A 23524-nucleotide genomic window follows, 5' to 3' on the forward strand; every position below is an offset into this window, starting at 1 on the left:
GCGGCCAGCCCGCCGCAGCCCCTGTTCGCGCGCCGTCCACGGAGCCCGCTGATCGGGCCCGGCGGACCGGCCGGAGTCACACCTCCAGGACGGTGGGGATGATCATCGGGCGGCGGCGGTGCCGGTCGCTCACCCACTTGCCGACCGTGCGGCGGATGACCTGGGAGAGCCGGTGCGGGTCGACCTCGCCGTCGGCCAGGGTGCGGCGCAGGTTGTCCTCGACCAGGGCGAGCACCTCGTCGAAGGCGGACGGGTCGTCGGAGAAGCCGCGGGTGGACAGGTGCACCGGCCGGACGATCGTGCGGGTCGAGGGCTCGATGACCACGGTGAGCGCGACGAAGCCCTCGTCGCCGAGGATCCGCCGGGCCTGCAGCGACTCCTCGCCGACGTCACCGACGTTGACCCCGTCGACGTAGACGTTGCCGATCGGCACGCTGCCCACGATGGCGGCCTTGCCGTCGACCAGGTCGACGACCACGCCGTCCTCGGCGAGCAGGATCCGGTCGCGGCTCATGCCGGTCTGCTCGGCCAGCGCGGCGTGCGCCCGCAGGTGCCGCCACTCGCCGTGCACCGGCATCAGGTAGCGGGGCTTGGCCACGTTGAGCAGGGTGCGGAGCTCACCGGCCGGGGCGTGCCCGGAGACGTGCACCCGCGCGGTCTCCTTGTGCACCACGGTGGCGCCGAGGCGGGCCAGCTGGTTGATCACCTTGTAGACGGAGGTCTCGTTCCCCGGCACCAGCGAGGAGGCGAGGATGATCGTGTCGCCGGCCTCGATGGTGATCTGGTGGTGCTCCCCGCGGGCCATCCGGCCCAGCGCCGACAGCGGCTCGCCCTGCGAGCCGGTGCTGATCAGCACCACCTGCTCCGGCGGCATGGCCGCGGCCTCGTCCAGCTTCACCATCAGCCCGGGGGCCACGCGGAGCAGGCCGAGGTCCTGGGCGACGCCCATGTTCCGCACCATCGACCGGCCGACGAACGCGGCCTTGCGGCCGTGCTTGACCGCCGCGTCGAGCACCTGCTGGATGCGGTGCACGTGGCTGGCGAAGCTGGAGACGATCAGCCGCTGGGTGGCGCGCTCGAACACCGAGTCCAGCACCGGGCCGATCTCGCGCTCCGAGGTGACGAACCCGGGCACCTCGGCGTTGGTGGAGTCGCTCAGCAGCAGGTCGATGCCCTCGACGCCGAGCCGGGCGAAGGCGCCCAGGTCGGTGAGCCTGCCGTCCAGCGGCAGCTGGTCCATCTTGAAGTCACCGGTGTGCACCAGCGTGCCCGCGGAGGTGTGCACCGCGACGGCCAGCGCGTCGGGGATCGAGTGGTTCACGCTGATGAACTCGGTGTGGAACGGGCCGGCCAGGTGGTCGTCCCCGGCCGCCACCTCCACCAGGACCGGGTCGATGCGGTGCTCGCGGAGCTTCGCCTTGACCAGGGCCAGGGTGAACCGGGAGCCGATGAGCGGGATGTCGGCGCGCAGCCGCAGCAGGTAGGGGATCGCCCCGATGTGGTCCTCGTGCCCGTGGGTCAGCACGACGCCGGTGACGTCGTCCAGCCGGTGCTCGATGACGCCGAAGTCGGGGAGGATCAGGTCGACGCCGGGCTGCTCGGCCTCCGGGAAGAGCACCCCGCAGTCGATGACCAGCAGCTGCCCGTCGAACTCGAGCACGGCCATGTTCCGGCCGATCTCGCCCAGCCCGCCCAGCGCCATCACGCGCAGCCCGCCGGCGGGCAGCGGCGGGGGCGCCTTGAGGTCCAGGTGCGGCTGCAGGGCCTGCTGACCGGGCGGGGGCATCGAGGTCACAGCTGAACTCCTCCGGCGGCGAGGTCCTCGCGCAGCTGCGCGAGCTCCTCGGCCGTCGCATCGACCAACGGGGGGCGCACCGGGCCGGCCGGCAGGCCGAGCGCGCGCAGCGCCGCCTTCACCGTGATGACGCCCTGGGTGCGGAAGACGCCGGTGTAGACCGGCAGCAAGCTCTCGTTGACGGCGCGCGCGGTGACCAGGTCACCGGACTCGACCGCGGCGATCATCTCCGCGAGGCGCGTGCCGACCAGGTGGCTGACCACGCTGACCACGCCGACGGCCCCGACGGCCAGCAGCGGCAGGTTCAGCATGTCGTCGCCGGAGTAGTAGGCGAGGTCGGTGCGGGCGCGCGTCCACTGCACCGCGCCGAAGTCGCCCTTGGCGTCCTTGACGGCCACGATGTTCGGGTGCTCGGCGGCGCGCACCAGCGTGTCCACGTGGACCGGGACACCGGAACGGTGCGGGATGTCGTAGAGCATCACCGGCAGCTCGGTGGCGTCGGCGACCGCGGTGAAGTGCCGCAGCAGCCCCGCCTGCGGTGGCTTGTTGTAGTACGGGGTGACGACGAGCAGCCCGTCGACACCGAGCCGGGCAGCGGACTGCGCCTTCTCGATCGAGTGCGCCGTGTCGTTCGTGCCCACGCCGGCGATCACCGTGGCCCGGTCGCCCACGGCGTCGAGCACCGCCTCGAGCACCGCGTGCTGCTCGCCGTCGCTGATGGTGGGCGACTCCCCCGTGGTCCCGAAGACGACCAGCCCGTCGTTGGACTCGCGCTCGACGAGGTGCGCGGCCAGTTCCTGGGCGCCGGCGAGGTCGATCGTGCCGTCCTCGGCGAGCGGGGTGACCATCGCCGTGATCACGCGCCCGAAGGGCCGGGCGGGGTCGGTGGTCATGGCGGCGAATCTACCGGCCCGTACCGACGTCGCCGTCGGACCGTCCGGCGGCGGCCCACCGCCGAGCGTGCTCGGCCAGCACACCGGGCACCGGACCGGCCGGCGCGGCTCCCCGTCGCCACGACGACACGCGGAAGCGCAGACCGCCGGACGACGTGGCCCACCCGCCCGCCGGCTGCTGCACGGCGGGCTCCCACTCCGGCCCCAGCGGCGGGGCCCAGGTGTCGCCGGGCAGCTGCGCGTCGACCTCGGTGACGACGACCTCCGTGGCGTGCGGGGCGAACGCGGCGTAGACGGCGCCACCGCCGATCACCCACCGGTCGTCGTCGCGGGCGAGGACGTCGGCCACCGACCGGACCACGGGCACGCCGACCTCGGCCGGGTCGAGCGCCGTGCTGAGCACGACGTTGCGGCGCCCCGGCAGCGGCCGGTACCGCGGCGGCAGCGACTCCCACGTTCGCCGCCCCATCACCACCGTGCTGCCGAGGGTCAGCGCCTTGAACAGCCGGAGGTCCTCCGGCAGGTGCCAGGGCAGCGCGCCGTCGGCGCCGATGACGCCCTCGGTGGTCTGCGCCCAGACCATCCGCAGGGTGCCCGTGGTGGTCGCTGCGGCCACGGTCAGACGGCCACCGCGCCGCGGATCGCCGGGTGGTGGCGGTAGTCCAGCAGGTGCAGGTCCTCGTAGCGGTGGTCGAACAGCGTGGTGGCCGGGTCGATGGTCAGCCGCGGGAAGGGCAGCACCTCGCGGGACAGCTGCTCGCGCACCTGGTCGACGTGGTTGGTGTAGACGTGGCAGTCGCCGCCGACCCAGATGAAGTCCCCGGGCTCCAGGCCGACCTGCTGGGCGACCAGCTGGGTGAGCAGGGCGTAGCTGGCGATGTTGAACGGCACGCCGAGGAACATGTCGGCGCTGCGCTGGTAGAGCTGGCACGACAGCCGGCCGTCGGCGACGGCGAACTGGAACAGCGTGTGGCACGGCGCCAGGGCCATCTCCGGCAGCGCGGCGACGTTCCAGGCCGAGACGATCATGCGGCGGGAGTCCGGGTCGCTGCGCAGGGTCTCCAGGACGCCGGCGAGCTGGTCGACCGTCCCGCCGTCGGGGGTGGGCCAGGAGCGCCACTGGACGCCGTAGACCGGGCCGAGGCTGCCGTCCTCGGCCGCCCACTCGTCCCAGATGGAGACGCCGTGCTCCTGCAGCCAGCGGACGTTGCCCTCACCGCGCAGGAACCACAGCAGCTCGTAGGCCACGGACTTGAAGTGCACCTTCTTGGTGGTCACCAGCGGGAAGCCGGCGGAGAGGTCGTAGCGCAGCCGCTCGCCGAAGAGGCTCAGCGTGCCCGTGCCGGTGCGGTCGGACTTCGCCGTGCCGGTCTCCAGCACCCGGCGCAGCAGGTCCTCGTACTGGGTGTCGCTGGTCGCGTCGGCCACGGGAGTCGACTCTAGGCTGGGGTCAGCCCTCGGTGACGTAGGGGCTGGCCGCCACCTCGGTGCCGTCGGTCAGCGCGCTGACCCGGAAGTCGCCGAACACGTTGGGGGCGATGCGCTGCAGCTCGCGCAGGCAGGCGACGGCGAGCTCACGGATCTCGACGTCGGCGTGCTCGCTGGCGCGCATCGCGATGAAGTGCCGCCAGGCACGGTAGTTGCCGGTGACGACGATGCGCGTCTCGGTGGCGTTGGGGAGGACGGATCGGGCCGCCTGCCGGGCCTGCTTGTGGCGCAGCGTGGCGTTCGGGACGCCGGCGAACCGCTGCTCCAGCCCCTCCAGCAGGTCGGCATAGGCGGCCCGGGCCGCGTCGGTCGCGGCCAGGAAGCGCGCGTGCAGTTCGGGGTCCTCGGCGATGACGGCCGGTTCGACCACGGCGGCGTCCCGCTCGGGCACGTAGCGCTGGGACAGCTGGCTGTAGGAGAAGTGCCGGTGCCGGATCAGCTCGTGGGTCAGCGACCGGGACACCCCGGTCAGGTACATCGTCACGCTGCCGTGCTCGAGCACCGACAGGTGACCGACCTCGAGGATGTGCCGGAGGTAGGAGGCGTTGGTCGCCGTCGCGGGATTGGGCTTGTCCCAGGACTGGTAGCAGGCGCGGCCGGCGAACTCGGCGAGCGCCTGCCCGCCGTCGGCGTCGGTCTCCCAGGTCACGTCGGCGGGCGGGGTGAACTGCGTCTGGGCGATGACCTGCACCTGGAGCGGAGCGATCGCGGGCACCCGTCGAGGGTACGGGGGGCGCAGCGCCCGGCTCCCCGGGCTCACCAGGAGGGCGCCGGGGCTCCGAGCGCGCCGGCCAGCGCGGGGGCGAGGTCGCCCGGGCCGGCCACGGCCACGTCTTCCAACGCCAGCCAGCCGGCCACCAGCCGGAGCTCGGCGGCGAGCTCGGCCGCCACCGCGCCGTGGTCGACGCCCGGCTCGGCGTGCGCGGCCTGCACCCGGAGCACACCGGCCTGGCGGTCGGCCTTGAGGTCGACCCGGGCGACCAGCCGGTCGCCGAGCAGGAAGGGCAGCACGTAGTAGCCGTGCACCCGCTTGTGCGCCGGGGTGTAGATCTCCAGCCGGTACCGGAAGCCGAAGAGCCGCTCCACCCGCGGACGTTCCCAGACCAGCGAGTCGAAGGGGCTGAGCAGGGCCCGCGCCCGGACCCACCTCGGCCGCCGGGCGAGCGGGTCGGCCCAGGCCGGCCGTTCCCAGCCGGCCACCTCCACCGGCTGTAGCTCACCGGCGTCGGCGAGCTCGGCGATCGCCGTCCGGGCGTCGGTGGGCGTCAGCCGGAAGTAGTCGCGCAGGTCGGTCTCCGTGGCGACGCCCAGCGCCCGCGCCGCGGTGCGCACCAGCTCACGGATCGCCTCGGCCCGGTCCGGTGTCGGCGCCTCGACGACGGCGGCCGGCAGCACCCGCTCGGTGAGGTCGTACACCCGCTCGAAGCCGGCCGTGCGGGCCCGGGCGGTGAGGGCGCCGGTGAAGAACAGGTACTCCAGGGCCGCCTTGCCCGCATGCCAGTTCCACATGCTCCCGGGACGGTTCGGGCGGGCCTCCTGCAGCTGGCTCGCCCGGATCGGTCCCTCCTCCCGGACCCGGGCGAGCAGCGCGGCCACGAACTCCGGTCGCTCGCGCTGGACCCTGGTCATCGAGCCCCACGCCTCGCGGTCGGCGGCGTCCATCCGCCATCGGAGGGAGGGCTGCAGGCGTGCCGGCAGGAACGAGGCCTCGTGCGCCCAGTACTCGAACAGGTCGTGCCGGCGGTTGGCGAGGGCGTCGAGCACCGTGCGGTCGTAGGGACCGAGCCGGCTGAAGAACGGCAGGTAGTGCGAGCGGGAGAGGACGTTCACCGAGTCGATCTGCACCACGGCCAGCCGCTCGGCGGTCCGCCGCAACTGGCGGGTGCCCACGACCCCGCCGGGCCGTGGCTCGGCGAAGCCCTGGGCGGCCAGCGCCATCCGCCGGGCGAGGGCGGCAGGGAGCCGTTCGACAGCCGTGGTCACCCCGCCGATCCTGCCCCGGGGGTACGACGGTCGCGGTTCGGGCCGGCCCGGCGACGACCTAGGCTGCCCCGGTGGACCTGCCCCCGTTCCCCGGCCCGCGTGGTCGCGCGGACGTGTCCGTCCGTCCGGCCGTGGCCGACGACGCGGAGGCGATCGCCCGGGTACAGGTGGTCACCTGGCGCACCGCCTACCGCGAGGTGCTGCCCGCGGCGGTCCTCGACGGGTGGGACGACACGGCCGCGGCGGACACGTGGCGCCGCTCGATCGCCTCACCCCCCTCCCCGGCGCACCGGGTCCTCGTCGCCCAGGAGCGGGACGTCACCGTCGGGCTGGCCGCCTGCGCGCCGGCGGAAGACGCGACCGGTCCCGGTCTGCTGGAGATCGTGGCACTGGCGGTGGAACCGCGCTGGGGACGGCGGGGACACGGCAGCCGCCTGCTGGCCGCCGTCGCCGACACTGCCCGCGACCTGTCGGCGCCCGGGCTGACCATGTGGCTGGCGACCGCGGACGCGGTGACCGCGCGCTTCCTGACCGGTGCGGGGTGGGCCCACGACGGGGCGACCCGCACCCTGGACGCGGGTGACGCACTGGTGCCGCAGGAACGCTGGCACAGCTGGTTCGACGAGTGAGGAGCACGGTGGGGTTCAGCGGTTTCCCGGACGAGGGCCTGGTCTTCTACGAGGGCCTGGAGGCGGACAACAGCCGGGCCTACTGGACGGCGCACCGCGCCGACTGGGAGACCCACGTCCGCGCCCCGATGCAGGCGCTGGTCGACGAGCTGACCGGTGAGTTCGGCACCCCCAAGCTGTTCCGCCCCTACCGAGACGTGCGCTTCAGCCACGACAAGACCCCGTACAAGACGCACCAGGGGGCCGTGCTGCACCCGGCAGGCTCCGGTCTGGGCTCGGTGTACGTCGAGATCTCGGCGGACGGCCTCCGGGTCGCTGGCGGCTGCTGGCGGCTGCAGCCGGACCAGCTGGACCGATTCCGGCGGGCCGTCGCGGACGACCTGCAGGGCCCGCGGCTCGTGGCCGAGGTGGACCGGCTCCGCTCGGCCGGCTACGAGATCGACGGAGATCGGCTGGTGCGGTCACCGCGGGGTTGGCCGGGCGACCACCCGCGCATCGAGCTGCTGCGGCACAAGGCGCTGCACGGGTCCCACCGGTGGGAGCCCAGCGACTGGCTGCACACCCCCACCGCGGTGGACCGGGTGCGGGACGCCTGGCGTGCGTTCGCCCCACTGAACCGGTGGCTGGACGACAACGTCGGTGCCACGACCGCGCCGCCTGATCGCCGGCGCTGAGAACGACGACCCCGACCAGATCGGGGCGTCTTCCGTCACGTGACGTCCAGGTCCGTGGAACGGCAGTCGGGGGTTCCGCGCAGCCTGTCCGCCGTCGAGCTCGCGGTGCTCTCACAGCCCGAGAAATGCCGAAACGGGGCCACAGCGTGAGCTGTGACCCCGTTTCGGGAAAGATTGTCCGGCGGCGTCCTACTCTCCCACCCGGTCCCCCGGGCAGTACCATCGGCGCTGAAAGGCTTAGCTTCCGGGTTCGGAATGAGACCGGGCGTTTCCCTTTCGCCATGACCGCCGTAACACTGTGAAACTATCGGCCACCCCTTGTTACGGGGGGCTCGTCGTTTCAGAGCTGCACAGTGGACGCGACACAACATTTTGCAAGAAAAGGCTGGATGGTGTGTGTGATCAAGCCCTCGGCCTATTAGTACCGGTCAGCTCCACGACTCACGCCGCTTCCACTTCCGGCCTATCAACCCGCTGGTCTGGGCGGGGGCCTTACCCGGTTAACCCGGTGAGAGACCTCATCTTGAAGCGAGCTTCCCGCTTAGATGCTTTCAGCGGTTATCCCTGCCGAACGTAGCCAACCAGCAGTGCTCCTGGCGGAACAACTGGCACACCAGAGGTTCGTCCGTCCCGGTCCTCTCGTACTAGGGACAGCTCTTCTCAAGTCTCTTACGCGCACGGCGGATAGGGACCGAACTGTCTCACGACGTTCTAAACCCAGCTCGCGTACCGCTTTAATGGGCGAACAGCCCAACCCTTGGGACCTACTCCAGCCCCAGGATGCGACGAGCCGACATCGAGGTGCCAAACCATCCCGTCGATATGGACTCTTGGGGAAGATCAGCCTGTTATCCCCGGGGTACCTTTTATCCGTTGAGCGACACCGCTTCCACATGCCGGTGCCGGGTCACTAGTCCCAGCTTTCGCTCCTGCTCGACCCGTCAGTCTCGCAGTCAAGCTCCCTTGTGCACTTGCACTCGACACCTGATTGCCAACCAGGCTGAGGGAACCTTTGGGCGCCTCCGTTACATTTTGGGAGGCAACCGCCCCAGTTAAACTACCCACCTGACACTGTCCCTGATCCGGATCACGGACCGAGGTTAGACATCCAATTCGACCAGAGTGGTATTTCAACGATGACTCCACGAACACTGGCGTGCCCGCTTCACAGTCTCCCACCTATCCTACACAAGCCGAACCGAACACCAATATCAAGCTATAGTGAAGGTCCCGGGGTCTTTCCGTCCTGCCGCGCGTAACGAGCATCTTTACTCGTAGTGCAATTTCGCCGAGCCTGTGGTTGAGACAGCTGAGAAGTCGTTACGCCATTCGTGCAGGTCGGAACTTACCCGACAAGGAATTTCGCTACCTTAGGATGGTTATAGTTACCACCGCCGTTTACTGGCGCTTGAGTTCTGAGCTTCGCCCCGAAGAGCTAACCCGTCCCCTTAACGTTCCAGCACCGGGCAGGCGTCAGTCCGTATACATCGTCTTTCGACTTCGCACGGACCTGTGTTTTTAGTAAACAGTCGCTTCTCACTGGTCTCTGCGGCCACCCACCGCTGCCCCGCGCAAGGCGGTTCACAGCAGATGGCCCCCCTTCTCCCGAAGTTACGGGGGCATTTTGCCGAGTTCCTTAACCACAGTTCGCTCGATCGCCTTGGTATTCTCTACCTGACCACCTGAGTTGGTTTGGGGTACGGGCCGCTAAGAACTCGCTAGAGGCTTTTCTCGGCAGCATAGGATCATCCAATTCGCCTCATTCGGCTATGCGTCGGGCCTCACCCTGCATGTGCCACGGATTTACCTATGGCACGGGCCACACCCTTGCACCGGTACTACCACTCACCGGTAGGACTACCTTCCTGCGTCACCCCATCGCTTGCCTACTACCAGTCCGGGTCCCACGCTCCACCAGATCAGACCCGAAGGTCAGTCACCGGCTTCGGATGGTTAGCATCGCTGGGTTCAGCATGGGCGTTCTTTCGCGGGTACGGGAATATCAACCCGTTGTCCATCGACTACGCCTGTCGGCCTCGCCTTAGGTCCCGACTCACCCTGGGCGGATTAGCCTGGCCCAGGAACCCTTGGTCATCCGGCGGGGGAGTTTCTCACTCCCCTTTCGCTACTCATGCCTGCATTCTCACTCGTGTGGCGTCCACGGCTGGATCACTCCGCCGCTTCCACCGCCACACGACGCTCCCCTACCCATCCACACACCTGGCCCTGAACCGAAATCCTGGACGGGTTCATGTGAATGCCACAGCTTCGGCGGTGTGCTTGAGCCCCGCTACATTGTCGGCGCGGAACCACTTGACCAGTGAGCTATTACGCACTCTTTCAAGGGTGGCTGCTTCTAAGCCAACCTCCTGGTTGTCACTGCGATCCCACATCCTTTTCCACTTAGCACACGCTTAGGGGCCTTAGCCGATGATCTGGGCTGTTTCCCTCTCGACTACGAACCTTATCGCCCGCAGTCTCACTGCCACGCTCTCACTTACCGGCATTCGGAGTTTGGTTGACTTCAGTAAGCTTGTGGGCCCCCTAGGCCATCCAGTGCTCTACCTCCGGCAAGAAACACGTGACGCTGCACCTAAATGCATTTCGGGGAGAACCAGCTATCACCGAGTTTGATTGGCCTTTCACCCCTACCCACAGCTCATCCCCTCCGTTTTCAACCGAAGTGGGTTCGGTCCTCCACGCGGTCTTACCCGCGCTTCAACCTGGCCATGGGTAGATCACTCGGCTTCGGGTCTAGAGCACGCGACTGAGACGCCCTGTTCGGACTCGCTTTCGCTACGGCTACCCCACACGGGTTAACCTCGCCACGTACCGCTAACTCGCAGGCTCATTCTTCAAAAGGCACGCAATCACCCCTCCACCGAAGTGGATAAGGCTCTCACGGCTTGTAGGCACACGGTTTCAGGTACTATTTCACTCCCCTCCCGGGGTACTTTTCACCTTTCCCTCACGGTACTTGTCCGCTATCGGTCACCAGGGAGTATTTAGGCTTAGCGGGTGGTCCCGCCAGATTCACACCGAATTTCACGGGCTCGGTGCTACTTGGGATACAACTCGGGAGGCCATGCGTTTTCGTGTACGGGGCTCTCACCCTCTACGGCGACCCCTTCCAGAGGCCTTCCACTAACACAAGACTTTCTGACTCCCTGCACCCTCGGCAGAAGATGCTGAATCGTCCCACGACCCCGACCACACAACGCCTGCCGGCTTGGCATGCAATCGGTTTAGCCTCATCCGCTTTCGCTCGCCACTACTCACGGAATCACGGTTGTTTTCTCTTCCTGTGGGTACTGAGATGTTTCACTTCCCCACGTTCCCTCCACACGCCCTATGTGTTCAGGCGCGGGTCACACCACATGACTGGTGCGGGGTTCCCCCATTCGGAAATCCTCGGATCAACGCTCGGTTGGCAGCTCCCCGAGGCTTATCGCAGCCTCCTACGTCCTTCATCGGCTCCTGGTGCCCAGGCATCCACCGTGTGCCCTTAACAACTTGACCACACAACAACACCCACACCCACCCACCACCAACCCCACCCACCAGACCCGAAGACCCAGCCCAGCGACCGAAGCCGCCAGCGGTGACACAAGTGATGGACCAGTGCGGATATCCAGATACCTACAAAAGATGCTCGCGTCCACTGTGCAGTTCTCAAACGACGAACAGTCACCCCGCTACCACCCACCACCAGACCCCACCACCCACCAACCCCACACAGGGACCAGCAGACGATCAGCGGTATGACGAGCACGAAGCCCTGCCACCAGAAGCAACAACCCAACCCAGCCACACCCACAGGCATGACCACGCCGGCCCGTTCCCTCAGGACCCAACAGCGTGCCTACGACCAGCCACCCACCACCACCCCGCTCCACACCCCCACCCGCGAACGAGTAGAAGGCCGTACTAGGGGCAGCACCAAGCCACCAGCCGAACTGGTCAGTGTTCCACCCTCGAGCTCCGCCACGAACACCCGAGCCCCTCGAGATTGAGGACACTTCACGGTCCGTGCACGGCTCTGGACCACCACACAGAATGTGGCGGCCAGTGCTCCTTAGAAAGGAGGTGATCCAGCCGCACCTTCCGGTACGGCTACCTTGTTACGACTTCGTCCCAATCGCCGATCCCGCCTTCGACGGCTCCCTCCACAAGGGTTGGGCCACCGGCTTCGGGCGTTACCGACTTTCGTGACGTGACGGGCGGTGTGTACAAGGCCCGGGAACGTATTCACCGCAGCGTTGCTGATCTGCGATTACTAGCGACTCCAACTTCATGGGGTCGAGTTGCAGACCCCAATCCGAACTGAGACCGGCTTTTTGGGATTCGCTCCACCTCGCGGTATCGCAGCCCTTTGTACCGGCCATTGTAGCATGTTTGCAGCCCTAGACATAAGGGGCATGATGATTTGACGTCATCCCCACCTTCCTCCGAGTTGACCCCGGCAGTCTCCTATGAGTCCCCACCATCACGTGCTGGCAACATAGAACGAGGGTTGCGCTCGTTGCGGGACTTAACCCAACATCTCACGACACGAGCTGACGACAACCATGCACCACCTGTGCACGACGCCAAAGGCACCCCGTATCTCTACGAGATTTCCGTGCATGTCAAGCCTAGGTAAGGTTCTTCGCGTTGCATCGAATTAAGCAACATGCTCCGCCGCTTGTGCGGGCCCCCGTCAATTCCTTTGAGTTTTAGCCTTGCGGCCGTACTCCCCAGGCGGGGCGCTTAATGCGTTAGCTGCGGCACGGAGACCGTGGAATGGCCCCCACACCTAGCGCCCAACGTTTACGGCGTGGACTACCAGGGTATCTAATCCTGTTCGCTCCCCACGCTTTCGCTCCTCAGCGTCAGTAACTGCCCAGAGACCCGCCTTCGCCACCGGTGTTCCTCCTGATATCTGCGCATTTCACCGCTACACCAGGAATTCCAGTCTCCCCTGCAGTACTCCAGTCTGCCCGTATCGACTGCAGGCCCGAGGTTGAGCCTCGGGTTTTCACAGCCGACGCGACAGACCGCCTACGAGCTCTTTACGCCCAATAATTCCGGACAACGCTTGCACCCTACGTATTACCGCGGCTGCTGGCACGTAGTTGGCCGGTGCTTCTTCTGTAGGTACCGTCACTTGCGCTTCGTCCCTACTGAAAGAGGTTTACAACCCGAAGGCCGTCATCCCTCACGCGGCGTCGCTGCGTCAGGCTTTCGCCCATTGCGCAATATTCCCCACTGCTGCCTCCCGTAGGAGTCTGGGCCGTGTCTCAGTCCCAGTGTGGCCGGTCACCCTCTCAGGCCGGCTACCCGTCGTCGCCTTGGTAGGCCACTACCCCACCAACAAGCTGATAGGCCGCGGGCCCATCCTCAGCCGATAAATCTTTCCACCACCAGACCATGCGGTCAGCGGTCACATCCGGTATTAGCACCAATTTCTTGGAGTTATCCCAGAGCTGAGGGCAGGTTGCCCACGTGTTACTCACCCGTTCGCCGCTAGGGCACCCCCCGAAGGAGGGCCTCGCTCGACTTGCATGTGTTAAGCACGCCGCCAGCGTTCGTCCTGAGCCAGGATCAAACTCTCCGTAGATGAATTCAACCCACGGCTGAGAACCGAGAGCTAGCACTCTCGATGTCAATCAACCAAAGGAATCCCCAACCAGACCACCCGAAGGCGACCCAGCCGAATGGGGTTTAACTATATGGCACTGACTTTCGGCACGCTGTTGAGTTCTCAAGGAGCGGACGCGCACGAAACCCGACCGGATCTCTCCGGCCATCGTTCGCGGCGGCTTGTTCCACGTTACGCCGTGCACGGCTCGCTGTCACACCCGGGGGTCTGACCTCGCGGCTCCCGGCTCTTTCGACCCGGTCTCGCTCGGCGCAGAGAGAAAGTTACGTGGCCGGACGGGGCTCGTCAAACCGCAGATGGCCACCAGGTGGCCATGCCGCCTCCCATGGGACGGTTTGCACGAAGAACGTGCAGGTCAGCGTCGAGCGGTCGGTGCGGGATTGCGAGCCAGGTCACGTGTCCGCGGGATGTCCGACCGGCCCACCGGCCCCAGCCGCCCCACGGAGGGGGCTCAGAGACCGAGCAGGGACTCGATGCCAACGGTCAGACCGGGCCGGGTGCGCACCTCGCGGACGGCGAGGAGGACGCCGGGCATGAACGACGCCCGGTCGTAGGAGTCGTGCCGCAGGGTGAGCGTCTCCCCCGCCGCACCCATCAGGACCTCCTGGTGTGCGACGAGCCCGGCGAGCCGCACCGCGTGCACGGGAACGCCCTCGACGTCGGCACCGCGGGCACCGGGCAGCGAGTCCGACTCCCTGGTGGCGTCCGGGGCCGCCGGCACGCCCGCCGTCCGCCTGGCCGCTGCGACCAGCCGGGCGGTCCGCGCGGCGGTGCCCGAGGGGGCGTCGACCTTGCCGGGGTGGTGCAGCTCCACGATCTCCACCGAGGGGAAGAAGCGGGCCGCCTCCTGGGCGAAGCGCATGAGCAGGACCGCGCCGATGCCGAAGTTCGGTGCGATCAGCACGCCCAGGTCGGGCTTGGGCTCCAGCCACTGGGCGATGGTCGCGAGCCGCTCGTCGTCGAAGCCCGTCGTCCCCACGACGCAGTGGATGTTCTGGTCGATGCAGAAGCGGATGTTGTCCATGACCGAGTCGGGACGGGTGAAGTCCACGACGACCTGGGCACCGGCGTCGGCGACGTTGAACAACCAGTCCCGCTCGTCGACCATCGCGACGAGCTCCATGTCCTCCGCGGCGTCGACGGCCCGGCAGACCTCGGTCCCCATGCGTCCCCGCGCGCCCAGCACCCCGACCGGGATGAGCGGGGCCTCCCCGGCGGGGGCCTCGGGGGCGGACACGGTCGCAGTGGGGGGTGTGCTCACCCCGCGATGCTCACCAACCCGGCCGCCAGGCGCAAGGCGGCCCTCCCGGTGGCGGCAGATCGGGTCGGCGGATCAGTGGGCTGTCGCGCGGTTCCGGCCTGCCCACGCCGCCCAGGCCGTGAGACCGAGCAGCACACCGACGACGTCGGCGAGGAGGTCGCCCACGGAGGCGTCCCGGCCCACCAGGTCGGTGGCCTGCAGCAGTTCGCTGCCGGCTGCGTAGAGCACCAGCAGACCGGCCAGGACGCCGCGGCCGACGCCGGCCCACCGGCCACTGACCGCGAGCGTGGCGAAGAGCAGCAGGTGGACCAGCTTGTCGACCCCGGGTGGGCTGTCCGGGACGTCGGAGGGCGGCGCGAAGAGGACGGCGAGGGAGATCAGCACGGCGACGGCCAGCACGCCACGGGACAGGGCACCGTGCACCCGGAAGGGGGAGCTCATCCCTCAGCCCAGGAGCGCATCGAGGTCACGCTCGCGGTACGGCCCCACCACGGCCAGGCAGGTGGGACGGGTGAGCAGCTCGGCGGCGACCGATCGCACCTGGTCCTCCTCGACCGAGTCCAGCCGCTCGAGCACGGTGCGCACGGGCAGGTACTCCCCGTGGGACAGCTCGCTCTTGCCGAGCCGGCTCATCCGTGAGCCGGTGTCCTCCAGCCCGAGCACCAGGCCGCCCTTGAGCTGTCCACGGCCGCGGGTGACCTCCTCGGTGCGCAACCCGTTCGCGGCCACCTCCGCCAGTTCGGCGCGCACCAGCCGGAGCACCTCGGGCACCCGCTTGGGCGAGCACCCGGCGTACACCAAGAAGCTGCCGGTCCCGGCGTAGTGGGTCAGCGACGACCCGACGGTGTAGACCAGGCCACGCTTCTCCCGGACCTCCTGGAAGAGCCGGGAGCTCATCCCCCCGCCGACGGCGGCGTCGAGCACCGCTGCGGCGTAGCGGCCGTCGTCCAGCCGGCCGAACCCGACCCCACCCAGCAGCAGGTGGGTCTGCTCGGTCCGGCGGTGGATCAGCCCCGCCGGCCGGGCCGGGACCGTCGGCACCGCGTCGTCCCCCAGCCGCAGCGGATCCGGTCGCCCGGGACCGGCGAGCCGGTCACCGAAGGCCCTGGTGACCAGGTCCACCACCTGCTGGTGGTCGACCCGACCGGCAGCGGAGACGACGATGGAGGGCACCCGGTAGCGCGAGCGGTACCAGCCGTCGACGTCGTCGCGGGTCAGCGCCTCGATCGAGTCGACCGTGCCGAGCACCGACCGCCCCAGCGGGGACTCGCCGAACAACGTCTCGGAGAACAGGTCGTGCACCGCGTCGGCGGGCTCGTCGTCGCGCATGGCGATCTCCTCGAGCACCACCGTGCGCTCGGACTCCAGGTCCGGGGCGGTGTTGAGGGCCTCGGTGACCAGGTCACCGAGGAGCGTGACGGCCAGCGGGAGGTCGCTGGCGAGCACGTTCGCGTAGTAGCAGGTGTGCTCCTTGGCGGTGAAGGCGTTCATCTCACCGCCGACGGCGTCCATGGCCGTGGCGATCTCCAGCGCCGTCCGGCTCCGGGTGCCCTTGAAGAGCAGGTGCTCCAGGAAGTGCGAGGAGCCACCCAGCTCCGGGCTCTCGTCCCGGGAGCCGACGCCTACCCAGATGCCCAGCGTCGCCGAGAGCACGCCGGGCATCGTCTCGGTCAGCACCCGCAGGCCGCCGGGCAGCTCGGTCCGTTCGACCCGGCCGCCGACCTCGTCGACGTCCAGCACCTGGGTGACACCGACCGGGGCCGGGACGGACGCCGCAGCGCCCGTCCCGGCCCCGGTCAGGTCGGTACCCGTGGTCACGCCTCCGCGGGAGCGGCGGCCTCGTCGGCCGGGGCCGCGTCAGCGGCAGCGCCGGCGTCGCCCTCGGCGACCGGCACCAGGCTGATCTTGCCGCGGGCGTCGATGTCGGTGATCTCCACCTGGAGCTTGTCACCGACGTTCGCGACGTCCTCGACCTTGGCGATCCGCTTGCCGCCACCCAGCTTGCTGATGTGCACCAGACCGTCGCGGCCGGGCAGCAGGGAGACGAACGCACCGAAGGCGGTCGTCTTCACCACGGTGCCGAGGAACCGCTCGCCGACCTTGGGCAGCGTCGGGTTGGCGATCGCGTTGATCCGGTCGACGGCGGCCTGGGCCGACGGGCCGTCGGAGGCGCCGACGTAGATCGTGCCGTCGTCCTCGATGGTGATGTCGGCGCCGGTCTCGTCCTGGATGGCGTTGATCATCTGGCCCTTCGGGCCGATGACCGCGCCGATCTTGTCGACCGGGATGCGCACCGTGGTCACCCGCGGGGCGTAGGGGCTCATCTCGTCGGGGCCGTCGATCGCCTCGAGCATGACGTCGAGGATGTGCAGCCGGGCCGCGCGGGCCTGGGTGAGCGCACCGGCGAGGACGTCGGAGGGGATGCCGTCGAGCTTCGTGTCCAGCTGGAGGGCCGTGACGAAGTCCTTGGTGCCGGCGACCTTGAAGTCCATGTCACCGAACGCGTCCTCGGCGCCGAGGATGTCGGTCAGCGCGACGTACTGGGTCTTGCCGTCGACCTCGTCGGAGACCAGCCCCATGGCGATGCCGGCGACCGGGGCCTTCAGCGGCACACCGGCGTTGAGCAGGGCCAGCGTGGAGGCGCAGACCGAGCCCATCGAGGTCGAGCCGTTGGAGCCGAGGGCCTCGGAGACCTGACGGATCGCGTAGGGGAACTCCTCGCGGTCCGGCAGCACCGGCAGCAGCGCCCGCTCGGCGAGCGCGCCGTGGCCGATCTCGCGGCGCTTGGGCGAGCCCACCCGGCCGGTCTCACCGGTGGAGTACGGCGGGAAGTTGTAGTTGTGCATGTAGCGCTTGCGGGTGACCGGGTTCAGGGTGTCCAGCTGCTGCTCCATGCGGAGCATGTTCAGCGTGGTGACGCCCATGATCTGGGTCTCGCCGCGCTCGAACAGCGCCGAGCCGTGCACCCGCGGCAACACCTCGACCTCGGCCGACAGCGGCCGGATGTCGGTCAGGCCACGGCCGTCGATGCGGATCTTGTCGCGCAGGATGCGCTGCCGGACGACCTTCTTGGTGACCGCGCGGAAGGCCCCGGAGATCTCCTTCTCCCGGCCCTCGAACTGGCCGGCCAGAGCGGCCTTGACCTCGTCCTTGAGCGCGTCGGTGGCCTCCTCGCGCTCCTGCTTCCCGGCGATGGCCTGGGCCACGGCGAGCTTCTCGGCGGCCTGGGCCTCGACGGCGGCGTAGACGTCGTCCTGGTAGTCCAGGAAGCGGGGGAAGTGCGCCTCGGGCTTGGCGGCCTTGCCGGCCAGCTCCGACTGCGCCTGGCACAGCGCCTTGATGAACGGCTTGGCGGCCTCGAGGCCCTGGGCCACGACCTCCTCGGTCGGGGCGGTGGCCCCACCGGCGATGAGCTCGATGGTCTTCTCGGTGGCCTCGGCCTCGACCATCATGATCGCGACGTCGCCGTCGGGCAGCAGCCGGCCGGCCACGACCATGTCGAAGACGGCGTCCTCGAGCTCGGCGTGGGTCGGGAAGCCCACCCACTGGCCGTTGATCAGCGCGACCCGGGTGCCGCCGACCGGGCCGGAGAACGGCAGGCCGGAGAGCTGGGTGGAGGCGGACGCGCCGTTGATGGCGAGCACGTCGTAGAGGTGGTCGGGGTCCAGGGACAGGACCGAGATGACCACCTGGACCTCGTTGCGCAGGCCCTTGGCGAACGTCGGGCGCAGCGGGCGGTCGATCAGCCGGCAGGTGAGGATCGCGTCCTCGGACGGGCGGCCCTCACGGCGGAAGAACGAGCCGGGGATCTTGCCGATCGCGTACATGCGCTCTTCGACGTCCACCGTCAGCGGGAAGAAGTCGAACTGCTCCTTGGGCTGACGGCCGGCCGTGGTGGCCGACAGCAGCGTGGTGTCGCCCATGGTGGCGACGACGGAGCCCGCGGCCTGCTTGGCGAGGCGGCCGGTCTCGAACGTGACGGTGCGGGAGCCGAGGGCCCCGTTGTCGATCACCGCGGTGGCGGTGTAGACGCCGTCCTCGGCGTCGAAGTCGGTGGTGTCGGTGGTGGGTGCGGACATCGTGTCCTCTTCCTGCGTCGCATACGGCGACGTCTCTTCTCGGCGGTCGGCACCGGCGGTGTCCGGGGCGACCGGTCTTCGATCGAAGCCCTCGGGGGGTGCGCGTCCCTGCGGTGCGGCTCGCTGCGTCCCGGGGGCCACTACCGAGGACCGGCCCACGCGGGGCGCGGCGGTGCGGTCGGCCGGTGGGCCCGTGCGGCGGGTGCCGCACGAGTGAGGGGACCGTCCCGGCGTACCGGAGCGGTCCCCTCGGTGGTGCTAGCGGCGCAGGCCGAGCCGCTCGATGAGCGAGCGGTACCGGTTGATGTCGGTCTTCGCCAGGTAGTTCAGCAGCCGACGGCGGCGGCCGACCAGCAGGAGCAGGCCCCGCCGGCTGTGGTGGTCGTGCTTGTGCATCTTGAGGTGCTCGGTCAGGTCGCTGATCCGTCGGGTCAGCATCGCGACCTGCACCTCGGGGGAACCGGTGTCGTTCTCGACCGTCGCGTACTCGGTCATGATCTGCTTCTTCGTCGCGCTCTCCAGCGCCATGGTGCCTCCAGGGCAGGTCACGTGTGGCCCCCGGTCTGTGTCACGGGGGCAGCATGCACACACGTCGGTCACCCGACGTCGGGTGCCAGGCTACACGGCCGTCTCACGGCACCGTCGCGAGGAGCGGGGCCCGGTAGCCCCCGCGATCGAGGGGGGCCAGGGAGCAGTGCCGTGCCGAGTGGGGGCCGGAGGCTCCCGCGCTGGCACGACGACGTGGCTCGACGCCGTCGGGACGACGCCTGGCCGCGGTGCGGCCCGTCAGGGTCGCCGTGTCACCGCGGTGCGGCCCGTCAGGGTCGCCGTGTCACGGCGGTGCGGCCCGTCAGGGCCGCACTCCCACGATGTCGCGGGTCCGGGCGACGTCGTCGGCCATCGCGAGCAGCAGGTCCGGGACGCCGGTGAAGGCGGTCATCGGGCGCAGCCGCTCGGCGAACTCGACCCCGACGTGCTCCCCGTACAGGTCGCCGTCGAAGTCGAGCAGGTGGGCCTCGACCGTGCGGCGGGCCCCGGAGAACGTCGGGTTGGAGCCGACCGAGATCGCCGCGGGGTGGCGGGCGCCGCTGGCCCCGGTCTGGTGGTCGCGCAGCACCAGGTGCCCGGCGTAGACGCCGTCGGCCGGGACGGCGGTGTGCGCCGGGCTCTCCACGTTGGCCGTCGGGTACCCCAGCTCCCGGCCCCGCCGGTCCCCGCGCACGACGATCCCGTCCACCCGGTGCGGACGACCGAGCGCCAGCGCGGCCGAGGTCATGTCGCCGGCGGCCACGCAGGCCCGGATGTAGGTGGAGGAGATCGTGACGTCGCCCCCGCCGGCCGGGTCAGGGGCCTGCGCGACGCTGGCCAGGTCGACGCCCTCGACGCCGAGCCCGAACCGGCGGCCCTCGGCGGTGAGCGTCTCCACCGTGCCGGCGGCCTTGTGCCCGTAGGTGAAGTTGCGGCCGACGACGACCCGCGCGGCGTGCAGGTGCTCGACCAGCACGGTGTGGGTGAACTCCCCCGGGCCGAGCCGGCTGAACTCCTGGGTGAACGGGAGCACGCACATCGCGTCCACGCCGAGGGCGGCGACGAGTTCCGCCTTGCGGTCGGCCGCGGTGAGGATCGCCGGGTGGGAGCCGGGGCGGACCACCTCGGAGGGGTGCGGGTCGAAGGTCAGCAGCAACGCCGGCCGGCCCGCCGCGCGGGCCCGCGCCACCGCGGTACCGATCAGCTCCTGGTGCCCCCGGTGCACGCCGTCGTACATGCCGATCGTGACCACCGTGCGCCCCAGGTCAGCGGGCGTCGCGTTCAGCCCGCGCCAGCGCAGCACGCCGCTCCCCCGTCCCGGCCGGCTCAGGAGGCGGGGGCGACGCGGTGCAGCCAGCCGTGGGGGTCGGCCACCCGGCCGTGCTGGACGTCGAGCAGGTGCTCACGCAGGCGCATGGTCAGCGGGCCGGGCTCGCCGTTGCCGACGACGAAGTCACCGGTGCGCGCCGTGACCGAGCCGACCGGGGTGATCACCGCGGCCGTGCCGCAGGCGAAGGTCTCGGTGACCGTGCCGTCGGCCACCCCGGCCCGCCACTCCTCGACGGTGAACTTCCGCTCGGTCACGGTGTGCCCCAGCTCGCGGGCGACGGTGATCAGGGAGTCGCGGGTGATGCCGGGCAGCAGCGTGCCGGTGAGCTCGGGGGTGACCAGCTCGGCGTCGTCGCCGGAGCCGAGGACGAAGAACAGGTTCATCCCGCCCATCTCCTCGACGTACTTCTTCTCGACCGCGTCCAGCCAGACCACCTGGTCGCAGCCGGCGGCGATGGCCTGCTCCTGGGCCAGCAGGCTGGCCGCGTAGTTGCCGGCGCACTTGACGTCGCCGGTGCCGCCGGGGGCCGCGCGGATGTAGTCCTCGGAGAGGTAGACCGACACCGGGTGCACCCCCCGCGGGAAGTAGGCGCCGGCGGGGCTGGCGATGACCACGAACAGGTACTCGTGCGCCGGGCGCACGCCGAGGAAGGGCTCGACCGCGAGCTGGTAGGGGCGCAGGTACAGCGTCTGGTCGGGCCCGGTCGGCACCCAGTCGCGGTCGGCGTCCACGAGGGCGTCGACCGCGGTGAGGAACGCCTGCTCGGGCACCGGCGGCATGGCCAGCCGGCGGGCGCCGCGGGCGAAGCGGGCGGCGTTGGCCTCGGGGCGGAAGGTGGCCACGCTGCCGTCGGGCTGGGCGTAGGCCTTGAGCCCCTCGAAGATCGACTGCGCGTAGTGCAGGGCGGCGGCGCTCGGGTCCAGCTGCAGGGGCGCGTAGGCGGTGAGCCGCGCGTCGACCCAGCCCTCGCCGGCGCGGTACCGGGCCACGAACATCGAGTCGGTGAAGTGCCGCCCGAAGCCGGGGTCGGCGAGCACCGCGGCGCGGTCGACGGCGGGCCGGCGCGGCACGTCCTCCACGACCAGCGGCACGCCGTCGGTGAAGACCCGACCGGAGGTACGGCTGTCGGCGAGGGTGTCGGTCATGGCTCCCACCTGCTGGTGCTCGTGCTGGCGCCTGGTGTTCGTGCTGGCGCAGGGCCCGGCGGGTGCCGGGCCGCCCCGTCACCCTAGTCCGCGCCCCTCGCGCGGCCAGCGGAGCCGGGGCGGCCCACCCCCGGAGCGGGGACGGTCAGCTCTTCTCGCCGTGCGGGCCGGAGGACTGGACGACCTCGTAGCTCCACAGGTGGTTCTTGGACCGCTCCGCGGCCGGAGCGAGGGTGTCCCCGCCGCCGGCGTGGGCGCGATCGAAGTCCTGGCTGGACTGCCAGGCCTGGTAGGCCTCCTCGGTGGTCCACCGGGTGTAGACCAGGTAGGCATCGGTGCCCTCGACGGGCCGCAGCAGCTCGAACCACTCGAAGCCCTCGGTGGTCTCCACGGCGCCGGCCCGGCCCCGGAACCGCTCCTCGAACCGCTCGCGCTTGTCCTCGGGCATGGTCACCACGTTGATCTTCACGACGCTCATGCCCCGCATCCTGCCCGTCCGGCGGGGACCCGACACGCCGAGTGCGCCAGACTGCGGCCGTGGACCGGCAACCGCGCACCACCGACCTCGGGTACGCCCGGCTGGACCCCGACCGGGCGGCCCGCACCGGCACCCCCGAGGTCGTCTACGCGGCCGGGAAGGCCCCCGCGGAGACCGTCGGCTGCCTGGCCGGCCTGCTGGACGCCGCCACCGGGGCCGGGGTGGGTGGGCAGGCCTTCGCCTGGGCGACCCGGGTCGACGAGGCCACCGCCGACGCCGTCCGGGCCCGCTGGCCGGACGCGCACGTCGACCCGGTGGCCCGGGTGGCCTGGGTCGGCGCTCCCCCGCCGCCGGTGGGCGAGGTGCTGGTGCTGACCGCCGGGACGTCGGACGGGCCGGTCGCCGCGGAGGTCGCCGCGACGCTGACCGCGAGCGGCGTGGGCTGCCGCCGGGTGGACGACGTCGGGGTGGCAGGCGTGCACCGGGTCCTCGCCGTCGCTCCCGACATGGCAGCCGCCGACGCCGTGGTGGTGGTCGCCGGGATGGACGGCGCGCTGCCGAGCGTCGTCGCCGGGCTGACCGACCGGCTGGTGGTCGCCGTGCCGACGTCGGTGGGCTACGGCGCCGCGTTCGAGGGGCTCGCGGCGCTGCTCACCATGCTGACGGCCTGCGCGCCCGGCGTGCTCGTGGTGAACATCGACAACGGCTTCGGCGCCGGGGTCGCTGCCGCCCGCATCGCCCGGTCGGCTCAGCGGTAGCGCACGGGGTCCGGCAGCAGCTCGTTCATCGACCCCGACCGGAACCCCCGGGGGTCCAGCTCGACGCGCTCGAACCCGGTGACCGCGCCCAGCAGCTCCGGCCCGATCTCCGGTACCAGGCCGGCGTCCAGCTCCACCCGGGCCACGTCGCCGCCCAGGTCGCGCACCCGCAGGTCCCGCACGGCCAGCCCGGCCCCGGTCAGCGCGGCCCGCAACGCCACCTCGGCGCGCTCCACCCGGGCCAGTCCGGCGGCCGAGACGGGCACCCCGTAGGCGATCCGGCTGGCCAGGCAGGCGGCCGCCGGCTTCTCCGCCAGCGGCAGGCCCCACCGGCGGGCGGCGGACCGGACGTCGTCCTTGGTCAGGCCGGCCCGGGCCAGCGGCGCCCACGCGCCCCGCTCGGCGGCGGCCCGGATGCCCGGGCGGAACCCGGCCCGCACGTCGTCGGCGTTGGTACCGGTGACGACGTCGGCGATGCCCAGCCCGGCGGCCAGCGGCACGAGCACCTCGACCAGCTCGGTCTTGCAGAAGGCGCACCGGTCGCCGGCGTTGGCCACGTAGCCCGGCCGGGCCAGCTCGTCGGTGCGGGGCTGCTCGTGCCGGACGCCGAGGCCCACGGCGAACGCGTGGGCCGCCACCCGCTCGGCGGCGGGCAGGCTCGGGGAGACGGCGGTGGCGGCCACCACCCGGTCGGTGCCCAGCGCGCGGACGGCGGCGGCGAGCACCACCCCCGAGTCGACACCGCCGGAGAAGGCCACCAGCACGGCGGGGACCGCCGCCAGCTCGGCGTCCAGCGCGGCCAGCCGGTCGTCGAGTCCGCTCACGCCCCGGAGCGTGCCACC

18 protein-coding genes and 3 rRNA genes are annotated in these 23524 nt (G+C 70.2%); 3 read left to right on the forward strand and 18 right to left on the reverse strand.

The features are described from left to right. Positions 1 to 76: 76 nt before the first annotated feature. From JD78_RS11605 to JD78_RS11630, 6 genes are read right to left on the reverse strand one after another with little or no spacing between them, the layout of a single operon-like run. Positions 77 to 1786, reverse strand: a complete 1710-nt coding sequence (locus JD78_RS11605) for a ribonuclease J (protein WP_153357863.1) — start codon at positions 1784 to 1786, stop codon at positions 77 to 79. 5 nt (positions 1787 to 1791) lie between these two features. After that, the gene (gene dapA, locus JD78_RS11610) at positions 1792 to 2688 is read right to left on the reverse strand and encodes a 4-hydroxy-tetrahydrodipicolinate synthase (protein WP_153357502.1); all 897 of its coding nucleotides are present in this window, start codon (positions 2686 to 2688) and stop codon (positions 1792 to 1794) included. Between the two features lie 10 nt (positions 2689 to 2698). Further along, positions 2699 to 3304 (reverse strand): dihydrofolate reductase, encoded by a 606-nt coding sequence (locus tag JD78_RS11615; RefSeq protein WP_228394953.1) that lies wholly within the window; start codon positions 3302 to 3304, stop codon positions 2699 to 2701. 2 nt (positions 3305 to 3306) lie between these two features. Beyond that, on the reverse strand, positions 3307 to 4116 hold the full coding sequence (locus tag JD78_RS11620) for a thymidylate synthase (protein WP_153357499.1): 810 nt from the start codon (positions 4114 to 4116) through the stop codon (positions 3307 to 3309). Between the two features lie 22 nt (positions 4117 to 4138). Then, the gene (gene thyX / locus JD78_RS11625; RefSeq protein ID WP_153357495.1) at positions 4139 to 4891 is read right to left on the reverse strand and encodes an FAD-dependent thymidylate synthase; all 753 of its coding nucleotides are present in this window, start codon (positions 4889 to 4891) and stop codon (positions 4139 to 4141) included. A gap of 41 nt (positions 4892 to 4932) precedes the next feature. After that, entirely contained in the window at positions 4933 to 6159 is a 1227-nt protein-coding gene (locus tag JD78_RS11630) for a winged helix-turn-helix domain-containing protein (RefSeq protein ID WP_228394952.1), read from the reverse strand. A gap of 71 nt (positions 6160 to 6230) precedes the next feature. Between JD78_RS11630 and JD78_RS11635 the strand changes: the two genes are divergently transcribed. Both JD78_RS11635 and JD78_RS11640 read left to right on the forward strand, forming a co-directional pair. After that, positions 6231 to 6788: a GNAT family N-acetyltransferase gene (locus JD78_RS11635; protein ID WP_153357492.1), complete on the forward strand. Its 558-nt coding sequence runs from the start codon at positions 6231 to 6233 to the stop codon at positions 6786 to 6788. Between the two features lie 8 nt (positions 6789 to 6796). Beyond that, positions 6797 to 7462, forward strand: coding sequence for a DUF2461 domain-containing protein (locus JD78_RS11640; RefSeq protein WP_153357489.1), 666 nt, complete (start codon positions 6797 to 6799; stop codon positions 7460 to 7462). Between the two features lie 176 nt (positions 7463 to 7638). On the opposite strand, the gene rrf is transcribed toward JD78_RS11640, so the two are convergent. The 11 genes from rrf to JD78_RS11695 form a co-directional block, all read right to left on the reverse strand. Continuing rightward, positions 7639 to 7755, reverse strand: a 5S ribosomal RNA gene (gene rrf, locus JD78_RS11645). 105 nt (positions 7756 to 7860) lie between these two features. After that, positions 7861 to 10981 (reverse strand): 23S ribosomal RNA (locus tag JD78_RS11650). A gap of 560 nt (positions 10982 to 11541) precedes the next feature. Beyond that, a 16S ribosomal RNA gene (locus tag JD78_RS11655) occupies positions 11542 to 13061 on the reverse strand. The 16S, 23S and 5S rRNA genes sit together here, the layout of an rRNA operon. A 493-nt stretch (positions 13062 to 13554) precedes the next feature. Then, on the reverse strand, positions 13555 to 14340 hold the full coding sequence (dapB, locus tag JD78_RS11660) for a 4-hydroxy-tetrahydrodipicolinate reductase (RefSeq protein ID WP_166521140.1): 786 nt from the start codon (positions 14338 to 14340) through the stop codon (positions 13555 to 13557). A 96-nt stretch (positions 14341 to 14436) separates the two neighbouring features. Then, the gene (locus JD78_RS11665; RefSeq protein WP_153362065.1) at positions 14437 to 14805 is read right to left on the reverse strand and encodes a VanZ family protein; all 369 of its coding nucleotides are present in this window, start codon (positions 14803 to 14805) and stop codon (positions 14437 to 14439) included. Positions 14806 to 14808: 3 nt separating this feature from the next. Beyond that, the gene (locus JD78_RS11670; RefSeq protein ID WP_153362064.1) at positions 14809 to 16182 is read right to left on the reverse strand and encodes a M16 family metallopeptidase; all 1374 of its coding nucleotides are present in this window, start codon (positions 16180 to 16182) and stop codon (positions 14809 to 14811) included. Beyond that, on the reverse strand, positions 16179 to 18443 hold the full coding sequence (locus JD78_RS11675) for a polyribonucleotide nucleotidyltransferase (protein WP_166521141.1): 2265 nt from the start codon (positions 18441 to 18443) through the stop codon (positions 16179 to 16181). Before JD78_RS11675 ends, JD78_RS11670 begins: the two co-directional genes overlap by 4 nt. A gap of 258 nt (positions 18444 to 18701) precedes the next feature. Continuing rightward, positions 18702 to 18971, reverse strand: a complete 270-nt coding sequence (gene rpsO, locus JD78_RS11680) for a 30S ribosomal protein S15 (protein ID WP_029339129.1) — start codon at positions 18969 to 18971, stop codon at positions 18702 to 18704. Between the two features lie 322 nt (positions 18972 to 19293). Beyond that, positions 19294 to 20274 (reverse strand): bifunctional riboflavin kinase/FAD synthetase, encoded by a 981-nt coding sequence (locus JD78_RS11685; protein ID WP_153362062.1) that lies wholly within the window; start codon positions 20272 to 20274, stop codon positions 19294 to 19296. A gap of 23 nt (positions 20275 to 20297) precedes the next feature. Further along, a complete protein-coding gene (locus JD78_RS11690; protein ID WP_194290555.1) occupies positions 20298 to 21446 on the reverse strand; it encodes a branched-chain amino acid aminotransferase in 1149 nt (382 codons plus the stop codon). Positions 21447 to 21591: 145 nt separating this feature from the next. Next, on the reverse strand, positions 21592 to 21924 hold the full coding sequence (locus tag JD78_RS11695; RefSeq protein WP_153362061.1) for an antibiotic biosynthesis monooxygenase family protein: 333 nt from the start codon (positions 21922 to 21924) through the stop codon (positions 21592 to 21594). A gap of 59 nt (positions 21925 to 21983) precedes the next feature. Between JD78_RS11695 and larB the strand changes: the two genes are divergently transcribed. Beyond that, entirely contained in the window at positions 21984 to 22682 is a 699-nt protein-coding gene (gene larB / locus JD78_RS11700; protein ID WP_153362060.1) for a nickel pincer cofactor biosynthesis protein LarB, read from the forward strand. On the opposite strand, the gene larE is transcribed toward larB, so the two are convergent. Continuing rightward, entirely contained in the window at positions 22673 to 23506 is an 834-nt protein-coding gene (gene larE, locus JD78_RS11705; RefSeq protein WP_153362059.1) for an ATP-dependent sacrificial sulfur transferase LarE, read from the reverse strand. The genes larB and larE overlap by 10 nt on opposite strands. Between the last annotated feature and the right edge of the window lie 18 nt (positions 23507 to 23524).

The sequence above is a fragment of the Modestobacter roseus genome (assembly GCF_007994135.1).
Lineage (GTDB): Bacteria > Actinomycetota > Actinomycetes > Mycobacteriales > Geodermatophilaceae > Modestobacter > Modestobacter roseus.

What these genes read in the sequence shown, in the direction of transcription:
- JD78_RS11690 (WP_194290555.1), bottom strand. Translation starts at nt 21,446, where the DNA reads ATGACCGACACCCTCGCCGACAGCCGTACCTCCGGTCGGGTCTTCACC.
- dapA (WP_153357502.1), bottom strand. Translation starts at nt 2,688, where the DNA reads ATGACCACCGACCCCGCCCGGCCCTTCGGGCGCGTGATCACGGCGATG.
- rpsO (WP_029339129.1), bottom strand. Translation starts at nt 18,971, where the DNA reads ATGGCGCTGGAGAGCGCGACGAAGAAGCAGATCATGACCGAGTACGCG.
- JD78_RS11665 (WP_153362065.1), bottom strand. Translation starts at nt 14,805, where the DNA reads ATGAGCTCCCCCTTCCGGGTGCACGGTGCCCTGTCCCGTGGCGTGCTG.
- JD78_RS11695 (WP_153362061.1), bottom strand. Translation starts at nt 21,924, where the DNA reads ATGAGCGTCGTGAAGATCAACGTGGTGACCATGCCCGAGGACAAGCGC.
- JD78_RS11605 (WP_153357863.1), bottom strand. Translation starts at nt 1,786, where the DNA reads ATGCCCCCGCCCGGTCAGCAGGCCCTGCAGCCGCACCTGGACCTCAAG.
- JD78_RS11675 (WP_166521141.1), bottom strand. Translation starts at nt 18,443, where the DNA reads ATGTCCGCACCCACCACCGACACCACCGACTTCGACGCCGAGGACGGC.